The organism is Streptomyces sp. NPDC001848 (assembly GCF_042891915.1).
Lineage (GTDB): Bacteria > Actinomycetota > Actinomycetes > Streptomycetales > Streptomycetaceae > Streptomyces.
Window position 1 is genome coordinate 125,233 of sequence record NZ_JBIATP010000012.1, and the last position, 19,978, is coordinate 145,210.

At 72.1% G+C, this 19,978-nt stretch carries 14 protein-coding genes; 3 read left to right on the top strand and 11 right to left on the bottom strand.

Annotated features, from left to right (window positions below):
* Positions 1–75 precede the first annotated feature (75 nt).
* Positions 76–561 (top strand): pyridoxamine 5'-phosphate oxidase family protein, encoded by a 486-nt coding sequence (locus ACFYZJ_RS24885; protein ID WP_388571422.1) that lies wholly within the window; start codon positions 76–78, stop codon positions 559–561.
* Positions 562–564: 3 nt separating this feature from the next.
* Here ACFYZJ_RS24885 and guaA read toward each other — a convergent pair whose 3' ends face one another.
* Positions 565–2,145 (bottom strand): glutamine-hydrolyzing GMP synthase, encoded by a 1,581-nt coding sequence (gene guaA / locus ACFYZJ_RS24890; RefSeq protein WP_388571424.1) that lies wholly within the window; start codon positions 2,143–2,145, stop codon positions 565–567.
* A 346-nt stretch (positions 2,146–2,491) separates the two neighbouring features.
* Between guaA and ACFYZJ_RS24895 the strand changes: the two genes are divergently transcribed.
* Positions 2,492–2,872, top strand: a complete 381-nt coding sequence (locus tag ACFYZJ_RS24895) for a chorismate mutase (protein ID WP_388571425.1) — start codon at positions 2,492–2,494, stop codon at positions 2,870–2,872.
* A gap of 712 nt (positions 2,873–3,584) precedes the next feature.
* On the opposite strand, the gene ACFYZJ_RS24900 is transcribed toward ACFYZJ_RS24895, so the two are convergent.
* Together ACFYZJ_RS24900 and ACFYZJ_RS24905 are read right to left on the bottom strand one after the other, a co-directional pair.
* Positions 3,585–4,706, bottom strand: coding sequence for a hypothetical protein (locus ACFYZJ_RS24900; RefSeq protein WP_388571427.1), 1,122 nt, complete (start codon positions 4,704–4,706; stop codon positions 3,585–3,587).
* Positions 4,707–4,872: 166 nt separating this feature from the next.
* Positions 4,873–5,238, bottom strand: a complete 366-nt coding sequence (locus ACFYZJ_RS24905) for a hypothetical protein (protein WP_388571429.1) — start codon at positions 5,236–5,238, stop codon at positions 4,873–4,875.
* 76 nt (positions 5,239–5,314) lie between these two features.
* Between ACFYZJ_RS24905 and ACFYZJ_RS24910 the strand changes: the two genes are divergently transcribed.
* Positions 5,315–5,890 (top strand): LPXTG cell wall anchor domain-containing protein, encoded by a 576-nt coding sequence (locus tag ACFYZJ_RS24910; RefSeq protein WP_388571431.1) that lies wholly within the window; start codon positions 5,315–5,317, stop codon positions 5,888–5,890.
* Between the two features lie 112 nt (positions 5,891–6,002).
* On the opposite strand, the gene ACFYZJ_RS24915 is transcribed toward ACFYZJ_RS24910, so the two are convergent.
* The 8 genes from ACFYZJ_RS24915 to ACFYZJ_RS24950 form a co-directional block, all read right to left on the bottom strand.
* Positions 6,003–7,808, bottom strand: coding sequence for a GMC family oxidoreductase N-terminal domain-containing protein (locus ACFYZJ_RS24915; protein ID WP_388571433.1), 1,806 nt, complete (start codon positions 7,806–7,808; stop codon positions 6,003–6,005).
* Between the two features lie 59 nt (positions 7,809–7,867).
* Complete coding sequence (locus ACFYZJ_RS24920; protein ID WP_388571435.1) at positions 7,868–9,508, bottom strand: succinic semialdehyde dehydrogenase; 1,641 nt, start codon at positions 9,506–9,508, stop codon at positions 7,868–7,870.
* A 115-nt stretch (positions 9,509–9,623) separates the two neighbouring features.
* Positions 9,624–11,303: a protein kinase gene (locus ACFYZJ_RS24925; RefSeq protein WP_388571437.1), complete on the bottom strand. Its 1,680-nt coding sequence runs from the start codon at positions 11,301–11,303 to the stop codon at positions 9,624–9,626.
* 51 nt (positions 11,304–11,354) lie between these two features.
* Positions 11,355–11,753 carry a hypothetical protein gene (locus ACFYZJ_RS24930; RefSeq protein ID WP_388571439.1) on the bottom strand — a complete coding sequence of 133 codons (399 nt, stop codon included), beginning with the start codon at positions 11,751–11,753 and terminating at the stop codon, positions 11,355–11,357.
* Entirely contained in the window at positions 11,717–13,363 is a 1,647-nt protein-coding gene (locus ACFYZJ_RS24935) for a glycosyltransferase family 2 protein (protein ID WP_388571441.1), read from the bottom strand. The genes ACFYZJ_RS24930 and ACFYZJ_RS24935 overlap by 37 nt, the downstream gene beginning before the upstream one ends.
* A 424-nt stretch (positions 13,364–13,787) precedes the next feature.
* Positions 13,788–15,404 (bottom strand): serine/threonine-protein kinase, encoded by a 1,617-nt coding sequence (locus tag ACFYZJ_RS24940; RefSeq protein WP_388571443.1) that lies wholly within the window; start codon positions 15,402–15,404, stop codon positions 13,788–13,790.
* A 180-nt stretch (positions 15,405–15,584) separates the two neighbouring features.
* Positions 15,585–17,222 carry a serine/threonine-protein kinase gene (locus tag ACFYZJ_RS24945; RefSeq protein WP_388571669.1) on the bottom strand — a complete coding sequence of 546 codons (1,638 nt, stop codon included), beginning with the start codon at positions 17,220–17,222 and terminating at the stop codon, positions 15,585–15,587.
* Positions 17,223–17,403: 181 nt separating this feature from the next.
* Complete coding sequence (locus ACFYZJ_RS24950) at positions 17,404–19,926, bottom strand: protein kinase (protein ID WP_388571445.1); 2,523 nt, start codon at positions 19,924–19,926, stop codon at positions 17,404–17,406.
* Between the last annotated feature and the right edge of the window lie 52 nt (positions 19,927–19,978).

Consider the following 19,978-nt stretch of genomic DNA (forward strand, 5'->3'; position numbering starts at 1 on the left):
CGCGCGCCTTGTACTCAAGCCCAAGGCCGCCGGTACCAGACAGAAGATGTCGGGTATCGACGTCAGACTCACCGCATGGCAACGAGCGCGTCAACGAACTGGGCGGCTTTCGCCACGGCGGAACCGGCCCTCGCCCGGACCGTCGAGGAACGCTTCGGTTCCTTCACCCACCACGTCCTGGCGACGCTGCGGAGGGACGGCTCGCCCCGCACCACAGGTCTGGAGGTCCGCTTCCTGAACGGCGAGCTGTGGCTCGGCATGATGCCCGGCTCGCTGAAGGCGCTGGACCTGCGCCGCGACCCCCGCTTCGCGCTCCAGGCGAACCCGGGACCGGGCACCGGCATGGGCGGCGGGGACGTACGGATCAGCGGGCGGGCCGTCGAGGTCGAGGACGCGAAGACCAAGGACCCGTACGTGAAAGAGGTGGAACCGCCACAGCCGTTCCACCTCTTCCGCACCGAGCTGACGGAGGTCGTACGGACCTACGTCGAGGACGACACGTACCTGGTCGTCCAGGTCTGGCAGCCCGGGCATCCCCTGCGCACGCTCAAGCGCGCGTAGGGCTCACTCCCACTCGATGGTGCCCGGCGGCTTCGAGGTGACGTCCAGGACCACGCGGTTGACGTCGCGGACCTCGTTGGTGATCCGGGTGGAGATCTTCGCCAGGACGTCGTACGGGAGCCGGGACCAGTCGGCGGTCATGGCGTCCTCGGAGGACACCGGGCGCAGCACGATCGGGTGGCCGTACGTGCGGCCGTCGCCCTGGACGCCGACGCTGCGGACGTCCGCGAGCAGGACCACCGGGCACTGCCAGATGTCCCGGTCCAGGCTGGCCGCCGTCAGTTCCTCGCGGGCGATGGCGTCGGCCTCGCGGAGGAGGTCGAGACGCTCCTTCGTCACCTCGCCGACGATCCGGATGCCGAGCCCCGGGCCGGGGAACGGCTGGCGCTGGACGATCTCCTCCGGCAGGCCGAGCTCCTGGCCGACCATGCGAACCTCGTCCTTGAAGAGCTTGCGCAGCGGCTCGATCAGCTTGAACTCGAGGTCCTCGGGGAGGCCGCCGACGTTGTGGTGCGACTTGATGTTGGCGGTGCCGGTGCCGCCACCGGACTCGACCACGTCCGGGTAGAGGGTGCCCTGGACGAGGAACTCGACCGCAGGACCCTCGTCCGCGATGATCTCCGCCTGGGCCTGCTCGAAGACCCGGATGAACTCGCGGCCGATGATCTTCCGCTTCTCCTCGGGGTCGGAGACGCCCTTGAGCGCGGTGAGGAAACGCTCCTCCGCGTCGACGACCTTCAGCTGGACGCCGGTGGCCGCGACGAAGTCCTTCTCGACCTGCTCGGTCTCGCCCTTGCGCATCAGGCCGTGGTCGACGTACACGCAGGTCAGCTGGGAGCCGATGGCCTTCTGGACGAGGGCGGCGGCGACGGCGGAGTCCACCCCGCCGGACAGGCCGCAGATCGCCCGCTTGTCACCGACCAGCTCGCGGATCGCCTCGACCTGCTCCTCGATCACGTTGCCCGTGGTCCAGGTCGGCTGCAGGCCCGCGCCGCGGTAGAGGAAGTGCTCCAGCACCTGCTGGCCGTGCGTGGAGTGCATGACCTCCGGGTGGTACTGGACGCCGTACAGCTTCTTCTCGTCGTTCTCGAAGGCGGCCACCGGGACGACGTCCGTGGCGGCCGTGACGGTGAAGCCCTCCGGGGCGGCGGAGCAGGCGTCACCGTGGGACATCCACACGGACTGCTCGGCCGGGGTGCCCTCGAAGAGGGTGGAGGACGGCTTCGAGACGTGCAGCGGCGTACGGCCGTACTCGCGGGCGCCGGTGTTGTCCACCGTGCCGCCGAGCGTCTGCGCCATCAGCTGGAAGCCGTAGCACATGCCGAAGACGGGGACGCCGGACTCGAAGATCTCGCGGTCGAGACGGGGGGCGCCCTCCTCGTACACCGACGAGGGGCCGCCGGAGAGGATGATCGCCGCAGGGTTCTTGGCGAGCATCTCCTTCACCGGCATGGTGCTCGGCACGATCTCGCTGTAGACCCGGGCCTCGCGGACGCGACGGGCGATGAGCTGGGCGTACTGCGCACCGAAGTCGACGACCAGGACGGTGTCGGGAGCGGCGGCAGCGGGGGTCGCTGATGACACGGGGTGCCTTCCGGCGGTTGGGCGGGTCCTTGTGCCACCCGATTCTACCGAGGTGGCCACGGGTGCCGTCCCGCCGCTGCCAGGCCTGCCGCCCGTACCCCTCGTCTCACCATGCGGGCCCCTTTGGACACCGTCCTGCCCCACGGCATACTGGGCCCATGCTCAACCACACGACGATCTTCGTCTTTACCTATGGCAACCGGCCCGCCGGCTGCCATGGTCGTGCTGCTTGAGCTACTGACAAGCGACTTCCCAGGCGCCCCGGGCCGACAAGGCCCGGGGCGTCCGTCGTTTCCCGGACCTGTCGCTTCGGGGCACCGCCCACCCGTCCACGAGGAGCCCCCGCATGACCGCCACCGCCGCCACCCCAGCCACCGCCGCCACCCCAGCCACCCCAGCCACCACCGCCACCACAGCCACCCCAGCCACCCCAGCCACCCCAGCCACCCCAGCCACCGAGAAGACCGGTGCCCGGACCGCCGACGCCGCGAACCTCATCAGCGACGCCCGTGAACGCATCGACTCGCTCGACGACCGCATCATCGGTCTCATCCAGGAGCGGATGGCCGTCTCCGCCGTCATCCAGGAGGCCCGTATCGCCTCCGGCGGCCGACGCGTGAACCTCTCCCGCGAGATGGAGGTCCTCGGCCACTACCGGGACGCGCTGGGCAAGCCGGGCACCGCCCTCGCGATGACGCTGCTCGAGCTGTGCCGGGGCCGGATCTGAGGCCGGATGCCCGGACCCGCGTCCGGCAGACATACGTACGCGTTCCCCCTCACCCGTACGGCGCGTGACCGGGCCCGCGGCGACCTCGTTGAGCCCGGTGTCCGTGCCAGCCAGGGGCGGGCCCGAAAGAACCACGCGTGGCTCCGCTGGAGCGATGAGACGCACGGATCGTGCCGTGCGTCGTGGGACCTCGCTCCAGTGTGACCGGACGGCAGGGGACAGCAGCCCGGTCACCCAGTAAACGGTCGGCTCCGGGGACGCCCGGAGCCGACCGGCGGAATCTGTTCAGAAGTGGTCGAAACGGTTGCGGAGGCCGTGACCCATCCAGCACGATGCGAGGAACAGAGAGCCGACGCCCCCACACGGCTCCTGGCAGACACACGGCTCCTGGCAGACACACGGCTCCTGGCAGACACGACCCCTCGCAGACACACGGTCCCTCGAAGACAACAGCATCGCTCCTCCCACCGACTGCCAATGGTCGACACCACGTGCGCTCCTCACGCGCACCGGAGCGCAGCACCGGCGGTCACGCAGGCAAGCGGCGCAACCCCCCGGCGCCGCTCCCCGGGCACCGACGCTGCCCTGACGTCGGTGCTGACGGAGAAGGGCCCCGCGGATTCCCCACCCCTCGGCCATGCCGAGCCGGGGTCCCCCCGCCGCGGGGCCCTTCGCCATCCCGCCCCGCTCCCCCTCCGTACGCCCCTTCGCCTCAGGTGCGGGTGACCGTCCCACAGCTCTTGTGGCGGTCCAGGTCCTGGCTGCGGTCGTACGGGTCGGTGCTGGGACCGCTCGGCGGTGCACCCGTGGGCTGCTGCGAGGGGAACTCCGGGTGCAGGAAGCCGTCGTGGACGTCGCAGGCGGAGTTGCCGGCGTTCTCGTCGTAGCGCAGCACGGTGAGCTTCCCGGCGGTGACACGGAAACGCGCGGGGTTGGGCAGTTCCAGCTCCAGGACGCGGCGGACGATGGTGCGGGCCACCTCCTTGGTCCCCGGCCGCACCAGCGGATAGACGAAGGTGTAGTCGGCGTGCACGACCACGGATCCGTGGTCGGCTTCCTCGAAGCTCATCCGACCGCGCGTCTTGACCGCATCTCCGACGACCCGGACCTCCTTCGGGTCGAAGCGGCTGAACATCGACAGCGGGTCGTGCTTCTCGTCCGGTGCGCGCAACGAGGTGTTGAGCTGGTCGAGCACGTCCGGCTGGAGCGGGTCGACCACGGCGAGCGCGGCCGCGGGCCGCTCGCCGCGCAGCGTGCCGGGATCGAGGTTGGCGTCCACGAGCAGTGTCCTGCTCTGCTGCAACGCGTGGGCCACCTGCTGCCGGGAGAACACGCCGGCCGGCTCCGCCTTCGGCAGGACGATGCCGGCGGCTCCGTCGGCCCAGCGCTCGGCCGGGGAGCCGGCGAAGGGGCGTTCCAGGGTGGGGGCGTCCGAGGGCACGGCGGAGGGTGGCGCGGTGGGGGCCGCGGTCTCGGCGGGCAACTCGGCTGCGGTGTCCGCGTCCTTGCCGGAACGGGCGCCGAACGGGTCGCCGGGTATCAGCGAAGGCTTCATCGCCCCGACGGCGACGACGACCGCGAGCACCAGCCCCAGCGCCGTCCACGCTCCGCGCCGACGCTTCACCGCACCGCGTGGCGCCGACGCGGGAGCCGCACGCCAGCTCTCGGGGCGCACCCCGCGCGCCTCCTGCTCCCGGAGCCGGGCGGTCACCAGGCGGGCCCGCGCGGACGGCTCCTTCGGCGCGGAGGCACGGATGTCCCGCTCGGTGTCGCGGGCGAACCGCTCCCAGACGTCGTCGGGGACGGAGGGTTCCTCGGGGCGTTGATCAGACACGGAGTCAGTTCTACGGGCAGCGAAAGGAGCTTCACAAGCCGCACAAAGATGTGACGCAGCCCACATAAGAATCCTGTGAAGGGAAGCGCAACCATTCACAGGTTCCACAGGTCACACGTCGTGAATCATGGGCCACACCCGCGCCCCACACGCGGAGGCCTCCCCCCTAAAGATGCGTCGCGTCGTAGCGGCGCACCGGACTCTTCGAGGTCTTCATGAAGCTTCGCCGTGCCCTGGCCGCCGCGGCGGCGACGGCTGCCATAGCCCCGCTCGCGCTGCTGTCGGCGCCGGCCGCGTTCGCGTCGGACGACACGTCCTCCCCGTCGGTCAGCGCTTCCCCGTCCGACTCGTCGTCCGCCAGCGCGTCCGCGTCCGCGAGCCAGTCGGCGTCCCCGAGCGACTCCACCTCCGCGTCGGCGTCCGCGAGCCAGTCGTCCTCGCCCAGCAGCAGCGCCTCCAGCCCGGCGCCCGCCTCTTCCTCGCCCGAGGAGTCGCAGTCCCCGGAGCCCGAGCCGTCCGTCTGCGAGGACACCAAGGTCGACGTCACCATCAGCGGTCTGCCGGGCAAGATCGCGGCAGGCAGCGGCTGGCACAAGTTCTCGCTCGACGTGGCCAACAACTCGGACCACACGCTCAAGGACCTCGACTTCTTCGCCGGAGCCTCCTCCGACAAGGCCGGCGACAACTTGTTCACGAGCAAGCAGGTCCAGCTGCAGGCCTGGAACCCGGAGGGCAAGGTCTGGGAGGACCTGAACGAGGGCGGTTACGCCGTCGGTTACGTCGGCTACACCGACGAGCTGAAGCCCGACTACGAGATCAACGTCCCGCTCCGCATCAACGTGGCGTCGTCCGCCCCGGTCGGCGCCGGCTTCTCGCTGGGCGCGACGATCTACTCGGACAGCGACGCCAAGTGCACCGGCGCCGGTGACGTCTCCTACAAGTTCCAGATCGTCGCCGCCGGCACCGACACCGACGGCACCAAGCCGCAGGAGGGCGGCAAGGCCCCGGTCACGAACACGAAGCCGAGCAGCAGCACGCCGAAGGTCACCGGCACCCTCGCCTCCACCGGTTCCTCCTCCGCGCTGCCGACCATCGCGCTCGTCGGCGGTGTCGCCGTCGTCGCCGGTGGTGGCGTGATGTTCGCGGTGCGGCGCCGGAAGGCCGGGGGCCACGCCGCCGCGTAACCGTCGCAGGCGTGGGCGGACCGTGTGCGCCGTCCACGCCTCGTGATCGATGAGAAGGACCTGGGCTCGGAGGGGGGCCCAGGTCCTTCTTCACTTCTCCGGCGCTCCTGCTTCACTGCTTCGGCGGCACCGAGGGCACCCCGAGGAACGGCAGCCGCAGCGCCCCGAACGCCTCCGCCGGAACCGCCGGGTGACGGGGTTCCACCGGCTTGAGCCGTTCGTACGGCGCCCCCTGCGCCGGGCGCGGATCCGCCTCGCCCTTGTTCGGCCAGTACGACATCGCCCGCTCGGCCTGCGCGGTGATCGTCAGTGAGGGGTTGACGCCCAGGTTCGCCGACACCGCCGCTCCGTCGACCACCGAGATGCCGGGGTGGCCGTAGAGCCGGTGGTACGGGTCGATGACGCCCGTCTCACGGGAGGCGCCGATCGGGCAGCCGCCGAGGAAGTGCGCGGTCAGCGGGGTGCCCATCAGTTCGCCGACGTTGCTGCCCGCGAAACCGTTGATCTCGGCGGCGAGCACGGAGGCCGCCTCGGAAGCGGCCCTGATCTGCTTCGGGTTGGGCTCGCCGTGGCCCTGCCGCGCCGTCAGCAGCCCCTTGCCGACGCCCTTCGGCTTCAGATACGTCGTCAGGGAGTTGTCCAGCGACTGCATCACCAGGCCGATGATGGTCCGTTCCGACCAGCGTCGGTTGGACAGGGAGCGGACCATCAGCCAGGGGTGACGCGCCGCGTTCGCGAGCCAGGCCAGGGTGCGGGAGCGGCCCTGAGCGTAGGGGACCTGGAGGATCGACAGGCCGCCCATCGCGTTGGAGCCCTTGCCGTAGCGGACGGGCTCGATGTGCGTGTTCTCGTCCGGGTGGATCGAGGACGTGATCGCCACGCCCCGCGTGAAGTCGACCTTCGCCGCGCCGTGCACCGCGCGGTAGCGCCGGTCGTCGGTCTGCGCGCCCACCAGTGCCTCGGAGTTGGTGCGGGTCAGGTCGCCCAGCCGGTCGGAGAGGTACGGCAGCTGGCCGTTCGCCTTCATGCGGTGCAGCAGGGTCTGGGTTCCGTAGGTGCCCGCCGCGAGCACCACCTGCCGTGCCGTGAAGATCCGCCCCTTGCCCTTGCGCCGGTCGTCCGTCGGCAGGGTCGCCACGGCGTATCCGCCCCGCGAGTCGTCCGTGACCGACACGACCGTCGTCATCGGGTGCACCACCGCGCCCGCCTTCTCGGCGAGGTGGAGGTAGTTCTCGTTGAGGGTGTTCTTCGCGCCGTGCCGACAGCCCGTCATGCACTCGCCGCACTCGGTGCACGCGCGCCGGGCCGGGCCGGCGCCGCCGAAGTACGGGTCGGGGACCTCCTCGCCGGGCCGGGCCTTCACCGTTCCGTCGGCGTCCTCGCCGTCGCCGAAGAACACGCCCACCGGCGCCAGGTGGAAGGTGTCCCCGACCCCCATCCGCTCGGCGGCCGCCTTGAGGTGCACGTCGGAGGGGGTCATGGTCGGGTTGAGCCGTACGCCGAGCATGCGCCGGGCCTGGTCGTAGTACGGCTTCAGCTCCTCCTGCCAGTCGGTGATGTCCCGCCACTGCGGGTCGTCGAAGAAGGCCTTCGGCGGTACGTAGAGGGTGTTGGCGTAGTTGAGGGAGCCGCCGCCGACACCGGCACCCGCGAGGACCATGACGTTGCCCAGCAGGTGGATGCGCTGGATGCCGTACAGGCCCAGGGCGGGCGCCCACAGGTAGTTCTTCAGGTCCCAGGAGTTCTTCGGCAGTGTCTCGCGGGTGAAGCGGCGGCCCGCCTCCAGGACACCGACACGGTAGCCCTTCTCGGTCAGCCGGAGCGCGGAGACGGATCCGCCGAACCCCGAGCCCACGACGATGACGTCGTAGTCGTACCCGTCCTCGTCCCGGGCCTGGACAGACTTCTCCTGCGACACGTGCTCTCCTCGTCGAGAACGGGTGTGGTTGAGAACGGTGTTGGTCAGAACGGTGTTGGTCAGCGGAGGCGGAGCGCCTTCATCACCTTCAGGCTCCGGCTCATGAACGCCGCGTACTTCTCGTCGTCCATCCCGAGCGACGGAGCCATCGGCAGCAGCCGCTGCTGGGCGACCGTCTGGGCCTCCGTGTACTTGAGGATGCCCTCCGAGCCGTGGCGGCGGCCGAGGCCGGAGTCCTTCATGCCGCCCATCGGGGACTGGACGCTGCCGTACGCCGGCGCGTAGCCCTCGTTGACGTTGACCGTGCCCGTGCGCAGCCGGGCCGCGACCTCGCGCCCCCGCCGTCCGTCCTTCGTCCAGACCGACGAATTCAGGCCGTACGGCGTGGCGTTGGCGCGCTCGATCGCCTCGTCCTCGCTCTTGAAGCGGTAGATCGACACGACCGGGCCGAAGGTCTCCTCCGTGCACACCGCCATCGGGGCCTCGACTCCGTCGAGGATGGTCGGCTCGTAGAAGTACGGGCCGACGTCCGGGCGGGCCACCCCGCCGGCCAGCACCTTCGCCCCCTTGGCCACGGCCTCCTCGACATGCCGGGTCACGGTTTCCAGCTGCCGCTCGCCGACCAGCGATCCCATGTCGGCGCCGTAGGCGAGGGACGTGCCGAGCCGCAGGGCCTTGGTGCGGGCGACGAACCGCTCCAGGAAGGCGTCCGCGATCGACTCGTGGACGTACAACCGCTCTATGGAGATGCACAGTTGCCCGGCCGAGGAGAAGCAGGCCCGCACCGCGCCCGCGGCGGCCTTCTCGATGTCGGCGTCCTGAAGGACCAACATGGCGTTCTTGCCGCCGAGTTCGAGGGAGACGCCGACCAGCCGGGCGGCGGCGCCCTGGGCGACCTCACGGCCGGTGCGGGTGGAGCCGGTGAAGGAGACGTAGTCGGCGTGCTTGACGACCTCCGGGCCGACGACCGGGCCGTCGCCGATGACGACCTGGAAGACCTCGGCGGGCAGTCCGGCCTCGATCAGCAGGTCGCGCGCCCACAGTGCGGTCAGGCAGGTCTCCGTGTCCGGCTTCATCACCACGGCGTTGCCCGCGGCGAAGGCGGGGAGCGCGTCGCCGACCGACAGCTCCAGTGGGTAGTTCCAGGGGGCGATCTGGCCGACGACGCCGCGCGGGTGGCGCAGTTCGGTGACCTTGGTCAGCGTCGGTACGGCGCCGGTGTGCCGTTTCGGCCTCAGGTACGAGGGCGCCTTGCGGCCGTAGTGCCGGGCCGCGACGGCGACGGCCTGCACCTCCTCGTGCGCGTGCAGTCGGGCCTTGCCGGTCTCCAGCTGGATCAGGTCGAGGACCTCGGCCTGCCGCTCCAGCACCAGGTCGTGGAAGCGGAGCAGTACCGCGGCGCGCTGCCGTACCGGGGTCTGCGCCCAGACCGCCTGGGCGACGCGGGCCCGGTCGAAGGCGACGGCGACGTCCTCGGGGGTGGACTCGGGCAGGTCGGCCAGCTTCTCGCCGGTGAACGGCGTGTGGTTGGCGGTACGGCCCGAGCCGACCACGCCCTTGGTGAGCTGGGCGACCAGCTCCGGCGTCACCACGTCGACGGCGGTGCGGGCGCCGGCGGGGGCGGGAGCGAGGGGGTTGGTGCCGGCCGTGCCCGTACCGGTCTGTGCGGTGGCCTTGTCCGGGGCCTGCGAGTCCGTCATGAGGCGCAGGGTATGCCGGGGCGGAGCGTTTGGGTACCCGTCGGTAACGCGCTTTCACGGGCTGTCCACACCGCGCCAGTGACCGCTGGCAGGGAATGCGCTGATCAGGGCGTTGTCAGGACCCCACCATGCCCTTGCCCACTTTCAGCCGGTCCCGGGCGCCCCTGAAGAGGGTGGTGCCGCGCTTTTCGTCCGCGGTGCCCTTCGGCATGTCCACGCGCAGCACGTAGTACTCGCGGGCGGCCGTGACGATCAGCAGCTGCAGCACGCGGTACCGCTTGTCCCCCACCTTGTAGGTGGTGTCGGTGAGCATGGCGTCGTCGCCGTGGAAGCTCGTGGGGGTGTAGAGCGTGGTGGGGTCGTCGCCGGGCCAGGAGGCGGTGGCCTCCCGCGCCCAGGCCTTCAGCGGCGAGGGGGCGGACGTCTCGCGGGTGAGGGTGAGCCGGACGGTGTCGTCGCCGTAGGTCACGGTGTGGTCCGTGGCGGTGTCCCGGGCGGCGTCCGGCGGTACGGAGACGATCGCGTCGAGCTTCGCCTCGCGGTGGGGGATCCAGGGGCTGGGGGCGGCGACGGCCGGAGCCGAGCTGTAGGTGGCGGTGTGTTCGGTGACCCCGTCGCTGTCGGGGGCGCCGAAGTAGGCGGTGCCGAGCCAGGTCCCGCCCACGAGGAGAACGCCGAGCGCGGCGACGGGGACGGGGCGGAGAAGGGCGGGGCGCTTGGAATTCGCCACCGGCGCGGCCTCCGGTGCGGTGCCGGGGTCGCCGTCGACCATGGTGGCGGGGCCGCCGTCGTCCATGGTGCCGGAGCCGCCGTCGTCCGCGGTGCCGGAGCCGCCGTCGCTGTCAGGGCGGTCGTCGTCCACAGGCCCCGACGGCGCCTCCCCGAGACGTACCGTCCCGACGTCGTCGGCGAACTCCCTCAGAGCGCAGGCATCCTGAGCGGCTGTCGGCGCCTCCCCTCCCGCACCCGGCACCGGCCACCCCTCGGCCACCGTCTCCAGCACCGCGCCGACCTCCGGCGCGCCGGGCCGCCGCTCGGGTTCCTTGACCAGCAGCCGTGCGATGAGCGGCCCCAGCTTCCCGGCCCGCCGGGGTTCGGGAGGTTCGGCGGCGAGGATCGCGGCGAGCGTGGACTCCACCGTCGTACGGCGGAAGGGGGACGATCCTTCGACGGCGGCGTACAGCAGCACGCCCAGCGACCACAGGTCGGAGGCCGGGCCGGCGCTCCGACCGGACAGCCTTTCGGGTGCGATGAACTCGAGGGAGCCGACGAACTCCCCGGTGACGGTGAGGGATTCCTCGCCCTGGACGTGTGCGATGCCGAAGTCGGTGAGGACGACCCGGCCGCGCGGGCCGAGCAGGACGTTGGCCGGCTTCACGTCGCGGTGCACGATGCCGACCCGGTGCGCCGCGTCCAGCGCACCGACGACGGCGAGCCCGATGCGCGCCGCCTCCTCGGCCGGCAGCGGCCCGCGGCGCAGCGCGTCCGCCAGGGACTCGCCCCGGACCAGCTCCATGACGATCCAGGGGCATCCGTCCTCCACGACCACGTCGTGGATCGACACGGCCGCGGGATGGTCGACGCGGGCGGCGGCACGCGCCTCGCGGTAGAGCCGGTGGGCGGCGCGCTGGTACGCCTCGTCGTCCGGATCGCCAGGCAGATGGGGCTGCTTGACGGCGACGTCGCGCTCCACGAGCTCGTCCACGGCACGCCACACGGTGCCCATGCCGCCGGAGCCGAGGCGTTCGGTCAGCCGGTAGCGTCCGTCGATCAGACGTCCCGCGTCAGTACGCATGTCCCATGAGTACCGTGCGGGGTCGCGAGTTGTCGAAGGGGATCCCGGTCGTCAGGGCTTGACCCGGCGCGCGACCGCCCTGATGAGGTCGGTCCGGGAGACCCTCAGCAGGAAGCGGTCCCCCTTCCGCCGGACCGGCTTCGCGTACCAGGGCAGTCCGCGTCGGCGCCACTTGGCCGCGCCGAGGGTCTTGCGCAGCGCCGGCAGCGGCACGGACCACTCCGCCCGGTCCCCGATGCGGAGTTCACCGCGCCACAGGCCGGCCGTGAGGTTCCGCACGTCCACGCGTGCGGTGAAGCTCTCGGTCTGCGGGGTCCGCTGCACGGGGAGGACCGCGGTCCTCCCCTTGTCAGCGGTGAGGACGAGCGTCGTCGTCCCGCTCGGGAGCTCCCCGAGCGCGCTGGTCGCGCCGATCACCAGTTCCGTAGGGTCGCTGGCCGACCAGCGCACCGTGCCGAACGTGAAGCGGGAGGAGACGCGGTGCTTCTTCTCGCCGAGGTCGAGGGTGAAGTTCCCGTCGGCTTGGTGGTGTAGAGGGTGACGGCTCGCAGGCCCTCACCGGCGCCGGTGACCACGCGCGTGGTGGGCGCCCCGGAGACGTCCTCGGCGCGCTTGTTGCCGATCCGCACCTCGCGTGTGAGGCTCTGCGCCCCGATCGCGAGGGAGATGTCCCACAGTCCGTCGGCGAGCGGCTCACCGTCCGCGGCGGTGGCGATGTCGATGACGGCCTCGAACCCGGCCCTGTCGTAGACGTAGCGGCCCTCGTCCTCCTCCGCGCCGAGCCCCGGTGTCGCGACATGGGTGACGGGAAGCCGGTACTCCACCTTGCTCTCCCGCTCGCGCAGCACCAGCTCGGTGGTCACGTCCCGTGTCTCCACGCGGTGCAGGTAGCCGTGTCCCGCCAGGTGCAGGGCGGTGCCGCGCAGCTCGGCCCGGGTGACGCGGTGGCGCACCCCGAGCTGGGACGTGACGTCGTAGCAGGAGTCCGGGACGGCGACGGAGGGGTCACGGAAGAAGGGGTAGCGGGCGTAGGCGCGACCGCCCTCGGCGTGTACCGGGGTGGACACCTTGCTCTTGGCCAGCTGCCGTTCGAACCGGAGCAGTTCGAGCGTCTCGTCGAGCATCCGGTGCCGCACCAGGTGCAGCCGCAGCCGGGCCATCGCGGAGAGGTGCTCGTTCATGCCCTCGTGCCACAGCGGGGCGATGGTGTCGGCGAGCCGGGCGAGGCTCTTCTCCGCCTCCTCGCGCGGCTCGCGCGAGATGTTGGCGATGAGGTTCTGGACCTCGATGGTCAGATGGCGGTGGGCCAGGTGGTCACGGTTGCGGCCCGGCGGCACGTTCTCCAGGAGGAGGTCGATCATGTACGGGAGGAACCGCAGGCGGGGTTCCGACCCCTTGGTGCGCGAGGTGGTGTTCCCGCCGTCCTCACGCAGGGTGCAGAACAGGCAGTCGTAGTCGGCGATCACGGAGATGCCGCCCTTGGCCGCCAGGTACGCCAGGGCCGTGAACGGCTGGTCCTCGCCGATGGGCAGGCCGGTCGGGAAGCGCAGCCCGGTCCGCTCCAGCAGCTCGCGGCGGAACAGCTTCAGCGGGTTGAGGGCCCAGTAGACCCGGGAGTTGAAGACGTCGGTCTTGGGCTGGGTGCGCTTGAACATCGACGCGGGAAGACCACGTCCGTTCACACCGACCATCTTGCCGAGCACGATGTCGGTGCCGTTCTCCTCGGCCATCGCCACCATGCGTTCCAGGGTCTCCGGACCCAGCCAGTCGTCGGCGTCCAGGAAGAACACGAACCGTCCGCGCGCGTGGTCGAGGCCGACGTTGCGGGGCGCCGAGGGGCCTCCGGAGTTCTCCTGGTGGATGACCCGCAGCATTCCCGGATACAGGTCCGACAGACGCTCGAGCTCCTCTCCCGTCCCGTCGGTCGAGCCGTCGTTGACCGCGATGACTTCCAGGGTGTCGCGGCCGATGGTCTGTTCGGCCACGGAGGTGATGGAACGCGTCACATACGGCATCGCGTTGTACGCGGCGACGATCACCGAGACGGTGGGGCTGGCCATCCTCACGCTCTCCAGAAACTCGGGCACGCCCCACTGTTCGGTTGATTCCTGGCACGGCGTCGTCGGCGGCGCTCAGGGCGCGCCGGTTACGCACACTTGAGGGGCAGGCAAAATGCCGGTAAGAATCATGAAGATAACATGACCCGGCCATGGCTTCACCATGGAGATTGAGTGAAGCGGACACGTTCGACGTGACGCCGATCAGCCGGAAATACCCGACTTGTACGACACTCCCGGAGATGTGACGCCGATGGCGCGGGGTGGATGGGGTGGATGAGGGTCGGAGTGCGCCGATCTCCAGGGTCGTCGTGCGCCGATCTCCAGGGTCGTCCGTGCGCCGATCTCCAGGGTCGTCCGTGCGCCGATCTCCAGGAGCGTCCGTTCCGGTCACACACCCCGTGACGCACGGCGCCGCGGAAGGACGTCACCCCGCCGCGAACGTGTCCACCGCCACGTCGAAGTACTCCTTCGTCTCCCGGACCTTCCCGACCGGCGCCGACACCCATACGTCGTACATCCGGCCGCCCTCGTCCCAGCACAGGTCGTAGGTGTGCCGCGGGCCCTCGGCCGCCGTGAAGCCGTTCCAGGTGAACTCCCAGAGCGCCGCCGGGTTTCCGTGGTGCGACGTCGCGGTGACCCGGCCGTCGTGGTAGCCCGGGTTGGTGGACGGTCCCTCCGCGTCCGAGCGCCGCATCACCGCCAGGGGGCCGCCCGCCGCGGGGTCCGCCACCTTGATGCCGAGGCGGAAGATCCCTCCCGGCGACATGTAGAAGATCCGCTCGCCCTGCGGGCTGCGGGTGAACCCGTCCGGTACGGCGAGCGAGAAACCGTTCGGGTCCCGCACCAACCGGTACCCGGACGGTGCCTTGCGGGTGACCTCCGACGTCGCCGAGGCCGGCGTGCGGGTCACCGTCACCGTGGGCGCGGGCCGGGCCGTGGACGGGAGTGTCGGACCCGAGCTCACCGACGTGCGCGCCGGACCGGGGCCCGTCGGCGCCCGCCCGTCGTCGCCGCCGTCGCGCAGCAGCAGCGCCGCCGCCGAGACGCCCGCGCCCACCATGGCCGCGACCAGGGCGGCCGCCACGAACACGCCCCGCACGGACTGCCTGCCGGGGCCCGGCGCCGCGGGCACCTGCGGCGGGGGCGCCGTCGCGTTTCTGGGCACGTCCCGCTGCGTCGGCGTGTACGGCACCGGCGACCGCGGGGTGCGCCCGGTCTCCAGGAACTCCCGCAACAGCCGCTCCGCCTCCGCCGCGTCCAGACGCCTGCCCGGATCGCGTTCGAGCAGACCCCGGACGACGGGCAGGATCGGCCCGGCCTGTTCGGGCGGGCGGATCTCGCCCGCGACCACCGCGTGCAGGATGCCGCCCAACGAGTCGCGGCGGAACGGCGACTCGCCGCTCAGCGCCGTGCACAGCAGTGCGCCGAGGGACCACAGGTCGGACTCGGGCCCGGTCCGTTCGCCGGACATCCGCTCGGGCGCGGTGTACTCGGGGGAGCCGACGAAGGCGCCGGTCTCGGTGAGCGTGGTGGCGCCCGCGACCTGCGCGATGCCGAAGTCGGTGAGGACGACCCGGCCGGTGCCCGCCTCCATCAGGACGTTCGCGGGCTTCAGGTCGCGGTGCAGCACGCCCGCGTCGTGCGCCCGGCGCAGCGCGCCCAGCAGCGCGATGCCGATGCGGGCGGCCTCCCGTGCGTCGACCGGGCCGTGGGTGGCGATGCGCTGGGCGAGCGAGCCGCCGTCGATCAGCTCCATCACGATGTACGGGCGTTCGTCGTGTTCGACGACGTCGTGGACGACGATGATGTGCGGATGCCGCAACCGCGCGACGGCACTCGCCTCGCGCAGGGTGCGCTCCCGCTGGAGCCGGGCCTCCTCCGCGGACAGGGAGGGGTCGAGGACGAGCTCCTTGACGGCCACCTGCCGGCCGAGGAGCTCGTCGGACGCCCGCCAGACGACGCCCATGCCGCCACGGCCGATCCGCTCCTGAAGCCGGTAACGCCCCGCTATGACACGGCCGTTCTCCCCCTCGGTCCCCATGCGCCCCATCATGCCGCACCGGACGAGGACCCTCCGGGACGACGCCACGACGGTGGCCGACAACCGACCCGTCCGGGGCTTACGAGGTGGAGGAGGCGTAGGAGGCGTAGGAGGCGTACCGGGCTCACAACGCCTTGGGTGTACGAGCGGTGTACGACGGCCTGCCCCGGCCCGGTGCCGTCAGTCCGTGGACGGGCGCCACCCCCGCAGCACCGCCTGGAACTGCTGCCGCGTCGTCTTCCAGTCCGCCTCCGGGCCGGACAGGTAGATGGCGTACTCGACGCCGCCGCGGGAGAAGTACGTCTCCTCGATGGCGTGGCGCGGCCCGGGGGCGGTCGTCGAGTCCTTCGCCAGCGCGGTCCAGGTGTACTCCCACAGGGAGCCCGGGCGATCGCGGTAGATGTTCGCCTTCAGAGTTATCCGCTTGTAGTCGACCAGCCGATGGAGCTGCTGCTCCAGGTCGAGCTGGTGGTCGTACGCGGTCGCGAAGTCGGGTGAGCTGTCGACGGCGATGCGGATGAAGTGCTCGCCGCCGTCGGGGGTGTAGTCGACCTGGTGGGTGGCCTCGTCGAACAGCTTCCGCTTCCAGGCCTTGGAGGGCACGGCGAGGCTGAATCCGTAGGGGTCGCTGCGGCGCACCCAGCCGGCGGGAAGGTCGCCGGTTGCGTCGGCGCCCTGCGTCCCCGTGGCGCTGGGCGTCGGGGACGGCGAGGCGGAGGCCGAAGCGGACGCGCCGGCCTGCCGGTTCCCCCCGTCCCACTTCTGCCACGCCACCGCGCCCCCCGCGCCGAGCACCGCGGCCAGCGCGAGCACGAGCGCGGCCGTACGGGCGCGGTGCCGCCTGCGGGGCCGGGGCGCGGTCGCCATGGCGGCCTGGGGCATCGTGCCCCGGGCCGTCTCCGCCTCGCGCTCCCGCCGTGGGTGCGGCACGTTCGCGGTCGTGTCCCCGGGGCCGTTCAGGTCGACGTGCTCCGTCGCCACGTACTCCTGTGCGGCCCTCGGCCGCCGTCCCTCGGCCGCCTCGGCCAGCATCTGCTCCAGCCGGGAGCCGTCGGGCCGCTCGGCCGGATCCTTGCGCAGCAGGCCCGAGATCACCGGCTCCAGGGCGCCCGCGAACCGCGGCGGCTCCGGCTCCTCGTCGACGACGGCCTGCATGGTGGTCAGCGGCGAGGTCCGTCGGAAGGGTGACCTGCCCTCCACCGCCGTGTACAGCGTGGCGCCGAGCGCCCACAGATCGGAGGCCGGGCCCGGGTCGTGGCCGCGGACACGTTCGGGCGCGAGGTAGTCGACCGACCCGACGATCTCTCCGGTGCGGGTGATGGTGGTGTCGCCCTCGACCTGGGCGATCCCGAAGTCGGTGAGCAGCACCCGCCCGTCGGCGGCGAGCAGCACGTTGCCGGGCTTGACGTCGCGGTGCAGTACGCCCGCGGAGTGCGCGGCCCGCAGTGCGCGCAGCACCCACAGCCCGATCCGCGCGGCCTCGGCGGGCTCGACCCGGCCGCGTTCCTTGACCGCGTCGGCCAGCGAGCCGCCCTCGACCAGCTCCATGACGATCCACGGCCGGTTGTCGTGCTCCAGGACGTCGTGCACCGTGACGACGGCCGAGTGGTTGATGCGCGCGGCGGCCCGTGCCTCGGCGTGGGTACGGGCGAGCAGCACCGCTCGGTCACTTTCCGTGACGTACAGTGCGGCCGTCAGTTCCTTGATGGCGACCGCCCGGTGCAGCACCTCGTCGTGGGCGCGCCACACCCGGCCCATGCCGCCGCTGCCGATCGAGTCGACGAGCCGGTAGCGGCCCGCGAGGAGCAGGCCCTGCATCTGATTCACGTTTCCCCGCAATGCTCTTGACGAGGTCACATTAAAGAGCGGTCCCCGCGCAGGGAACCGGCGGGGCCGTACGGAGACCGCACTGTGACGGTTCTCCCTTCCCGGCGTGGGACCGAACCACCGCACACTCAGCGCAATCGGACCGCTGGACCACTGTGGGTGACCGAATCGGTCAGTTCGTCACCCGGTAGGTCTGCTCGGCCTGTTCGAACAGCCGGGTGACCTCGTCGCGTTCGGCGTCCGGGCCGCGGACCTGCACCACGTGGTACCGGCCGCCGCCGACGAGGATTGCCAGGTTGCGGACGAACAGCTCCTGGCCGTTGCCGTTCGTCCAGGTGAACTGCCCCTCGGCCAGGGTCCGTCCGCCGATGTCGATGCGCCGCATCCCGCTGGAGGTGGCCCATGTCGAGTCGCGGAACGGCTGCAGTTCGGGCTCCGACTCCCGCTGGTAGGTCAGCGGGTCGCTGCCGTACCTGCCGGCGGTGTCGCGTCCGGGCACGACGATCAGCTGGAAGTCGCCCTGGGAGTAGACGACCTGGCCCTGCGCGTTCTTCGGCGTGCGGGCCCAGCCGTCGGCCACGGCGACGCTGAAGCCCTCGGGGTCCCTGCGCAGGGTGAACCCCTGGGCGACCGGTGCACCGGTGGCCTGTGTCTGCGGTGTCTCGGCCGGTTGCGAGGGGCTGGTGGAGTCGCTCTGATCCGGCTGCCGCACGCCGCCGGCGTCCGACTCCCGCGGAGCGGGGCTCGCCTCCCCCGCGGCGCCGGTGCGTTCGCCCGCCGTGCCGCTGCCGCTGCCGGTTCCGGCCTTCGGCATGAACGCCATCGCGTACGCGATCGCCGCGGCCAGCGCGAGCAGGATGAGCAGAAGGAGGGTACGGCCGAGGCGGCGGGGCTGGGGGCGGCCGTCCCTGGCCCGTTTGTGGCGGGCGTGGGTGGTCGCGGGCAGCCCGGCGCGGCGCCTGCGGACCAGCTCACCGCGGCGCCGCACGATGGGCAGCCGGGCGGGGTCGACGGGCGGCGCCGCGATGACGTGCGCCCCCGCCTCCGGTTCGGGCGCGGACCGCACGAGGGAGCGCAGCCACCCGCTCAGCTCCTCGACATCGGGTCGCTCGGTCGGGTCCTGACGCAGCAACGACTCCACGACCGGACGCAGCGGGCCGCACTCCTCGGCGAAGGCGGGCGGCTCGGAGCAGACCAGCTGGACCAGCTCGGCGGTGCTCTCTTCGGGGTACGGCGCGTGCCCCTGGACGACCCGGAACAGCAGCGCACCCAGCGCCCACAGGTCGGTCGCGGGCCCGATGGGCGGTGCCAACTGCCAGTTCTCGTGCACGGGCCCGGCCTGTTCGGGCGACCATCGCTCGGTGACCGGTCCGACCACGGCCATCCGGGCCTGGCGCGCCCGCTCGGCGGCGAGAGGGGTGGCGGGGCCGCGATGGGGCCAGGGGGTGGCGGAAGGCGGGAGCGCGGCTTTTTCGTACGGGCCGCTGCCGTTGCCCTCAGACCCGGGTGCGGCGTCGGGGGTGGGGGCGACGGGTCGGGGGGCGGCGCCGTGCCAGGACGTCGTACGGCCGGTCCCGTACGGGTCCGAGATCCTGCCCGGGGGTGGGGTGCCGGGGCCGCCGTCCGGCCCTGACGACGGCTGCGGTGGGGTGTCGGGCCCGGTGCCGGCCGGGCGGGGCGCGGGCAACGCCGTGCGGCTGCCGCGCTGTTCCTCCTGGACCCGTGCCGCGGCCCGGGCCCCGGCGCGATAGGCCGCGATCGCCCCGGCCCGTGCCGCCCGCACGTCCTCCGCGGACTGCAGCGTGCGCGGCGCCACGGCGGGCACGGCGGCACGGGCGCCCGCGCCCGGACCGGCGCCGTTCGCCCTCGCCTCGATCGCGGCGCGCCGCGCGGCCTCGGCATCCGTGCCGCGCAACGTCCCGCCGGGCCCGGACGAGCCGCCTGAGCCGGATTCGCCGCCGGATCGGAATGTGCCGCTGCCGGAGCCGAATGAGCCACCACCGGATCCGCCGGGCCGGGGAGCGGGCACGGGGGCCGTGGGGCTCTCGTCCGTCGCGCCGGGGCCGGGCTCCGGCTCCCGTGCCGGCACGGGGTCATACCCGCACAGCGCCTCCTCGGCCGCCCCGGCCGCCAGGCCGGTCAGTATCACGCGGCCGTCGTCGCAGACGAGCACCGTGCGAGCGGTGATGTTGCGGTGCACCCAGCCGTGGCCGTGCAGGACGCGCAATGCCATGAGGACGTCGGAGGCGACCTCGGCCGCGCGGTACGGCGTCAGCGGCCGCTCCGCGAGCAGCGCGGCGAGTGGTGTCGCGGCCACGAGTTCGCTCACGATCCATAGCGAGCCGCCCTCGGCGAACACGTCGAAGACCTGGTCGAGCCGGGGGTGGTCGGGTATCTGCGCGGCGGCCTGCGCGGCCTCGACGGCGCGCCGCACGGCCGGGTCGGTGGGCCGGCGCGTGGCCGCCGTCCGGGCGGGGCCGCCGCTGCGGCCGTCGCGCGCCACGAAGCCGTCGGGCAGACCGTCCGCGTCGAGCACCTCCGCCTCGACGACCTCGGGCAACGGCACCTGCCGTATCAGGACCTCCTGCCCGCTGTAGGTGTCGAAGGCCCGGGTCTCGGCGAACTCGTACTCGTCGGCGGGCGGCAGCGGCAGGCGGTAGCGGTCGGCGAGTACCCGTCCCGCATAGTCGTCCACGATGCCTCCCCCGGCCGCCCGGTCGGTCAAGTCCGTTCGTCCCGCGTTCCGT

Excerpts from the sequence above, each read along its gene's own strand:
- ACFYZJ_RS24885 (WP_388571422.1), top strand. The coding sequence starts at position 76 with ATGGCAACGAGCGCGTCAACGAACTGGGCGGCTTTCGCCACGGCGGAA.
- ACFYZJ_RS24895 (WP_388571425.1), top strand. The coding sequence starts at position 2,492 with ATGACCGCCACCGCCGCCACCCCAGCCACCGCCGCCACCCCAGCCACC.
- ACFYZJ_RS24920 (WP_388571435.1), bottom strand. The coding sequence starts at position 9,508 with ATGACGGACTCGCAGGCCCCGGACAAGGCCACCGCACAGACCGGTACG.
- ACFYZJ_RS24925 (WP_388571437.1), bottom strand. The coding sequence starts at position 11,303 with ATGCGTACTGACGCGGGACGTCTGATCGACGGACGCTACCGGCTGACC.
- ACFYZJ_RS24935 (WP_388571441.1), bottom strand. The coding sequence starts at position 13,363 with ATGGCCAGCCCCACCGTCTCGGTGATCGTCGCCGCGTACAACGCGATG.
- ACFYZJ_RS24940 (WP_388571443.1), bottom strand. The coding sequence starts at position 15,404 with ATGGGGACCGAGGGGGAGAACGGCCGTGTCATAGCGGGGCGTTACCGG.
- ACFYZJ_RS24945 (WP_388571669.1), bottom strand. The coding sequence starts at position 17,222 with ATGCAGGGCCTGCTCCTCGCGGGCCGCTACCGGCTCGTCGACTCGATC.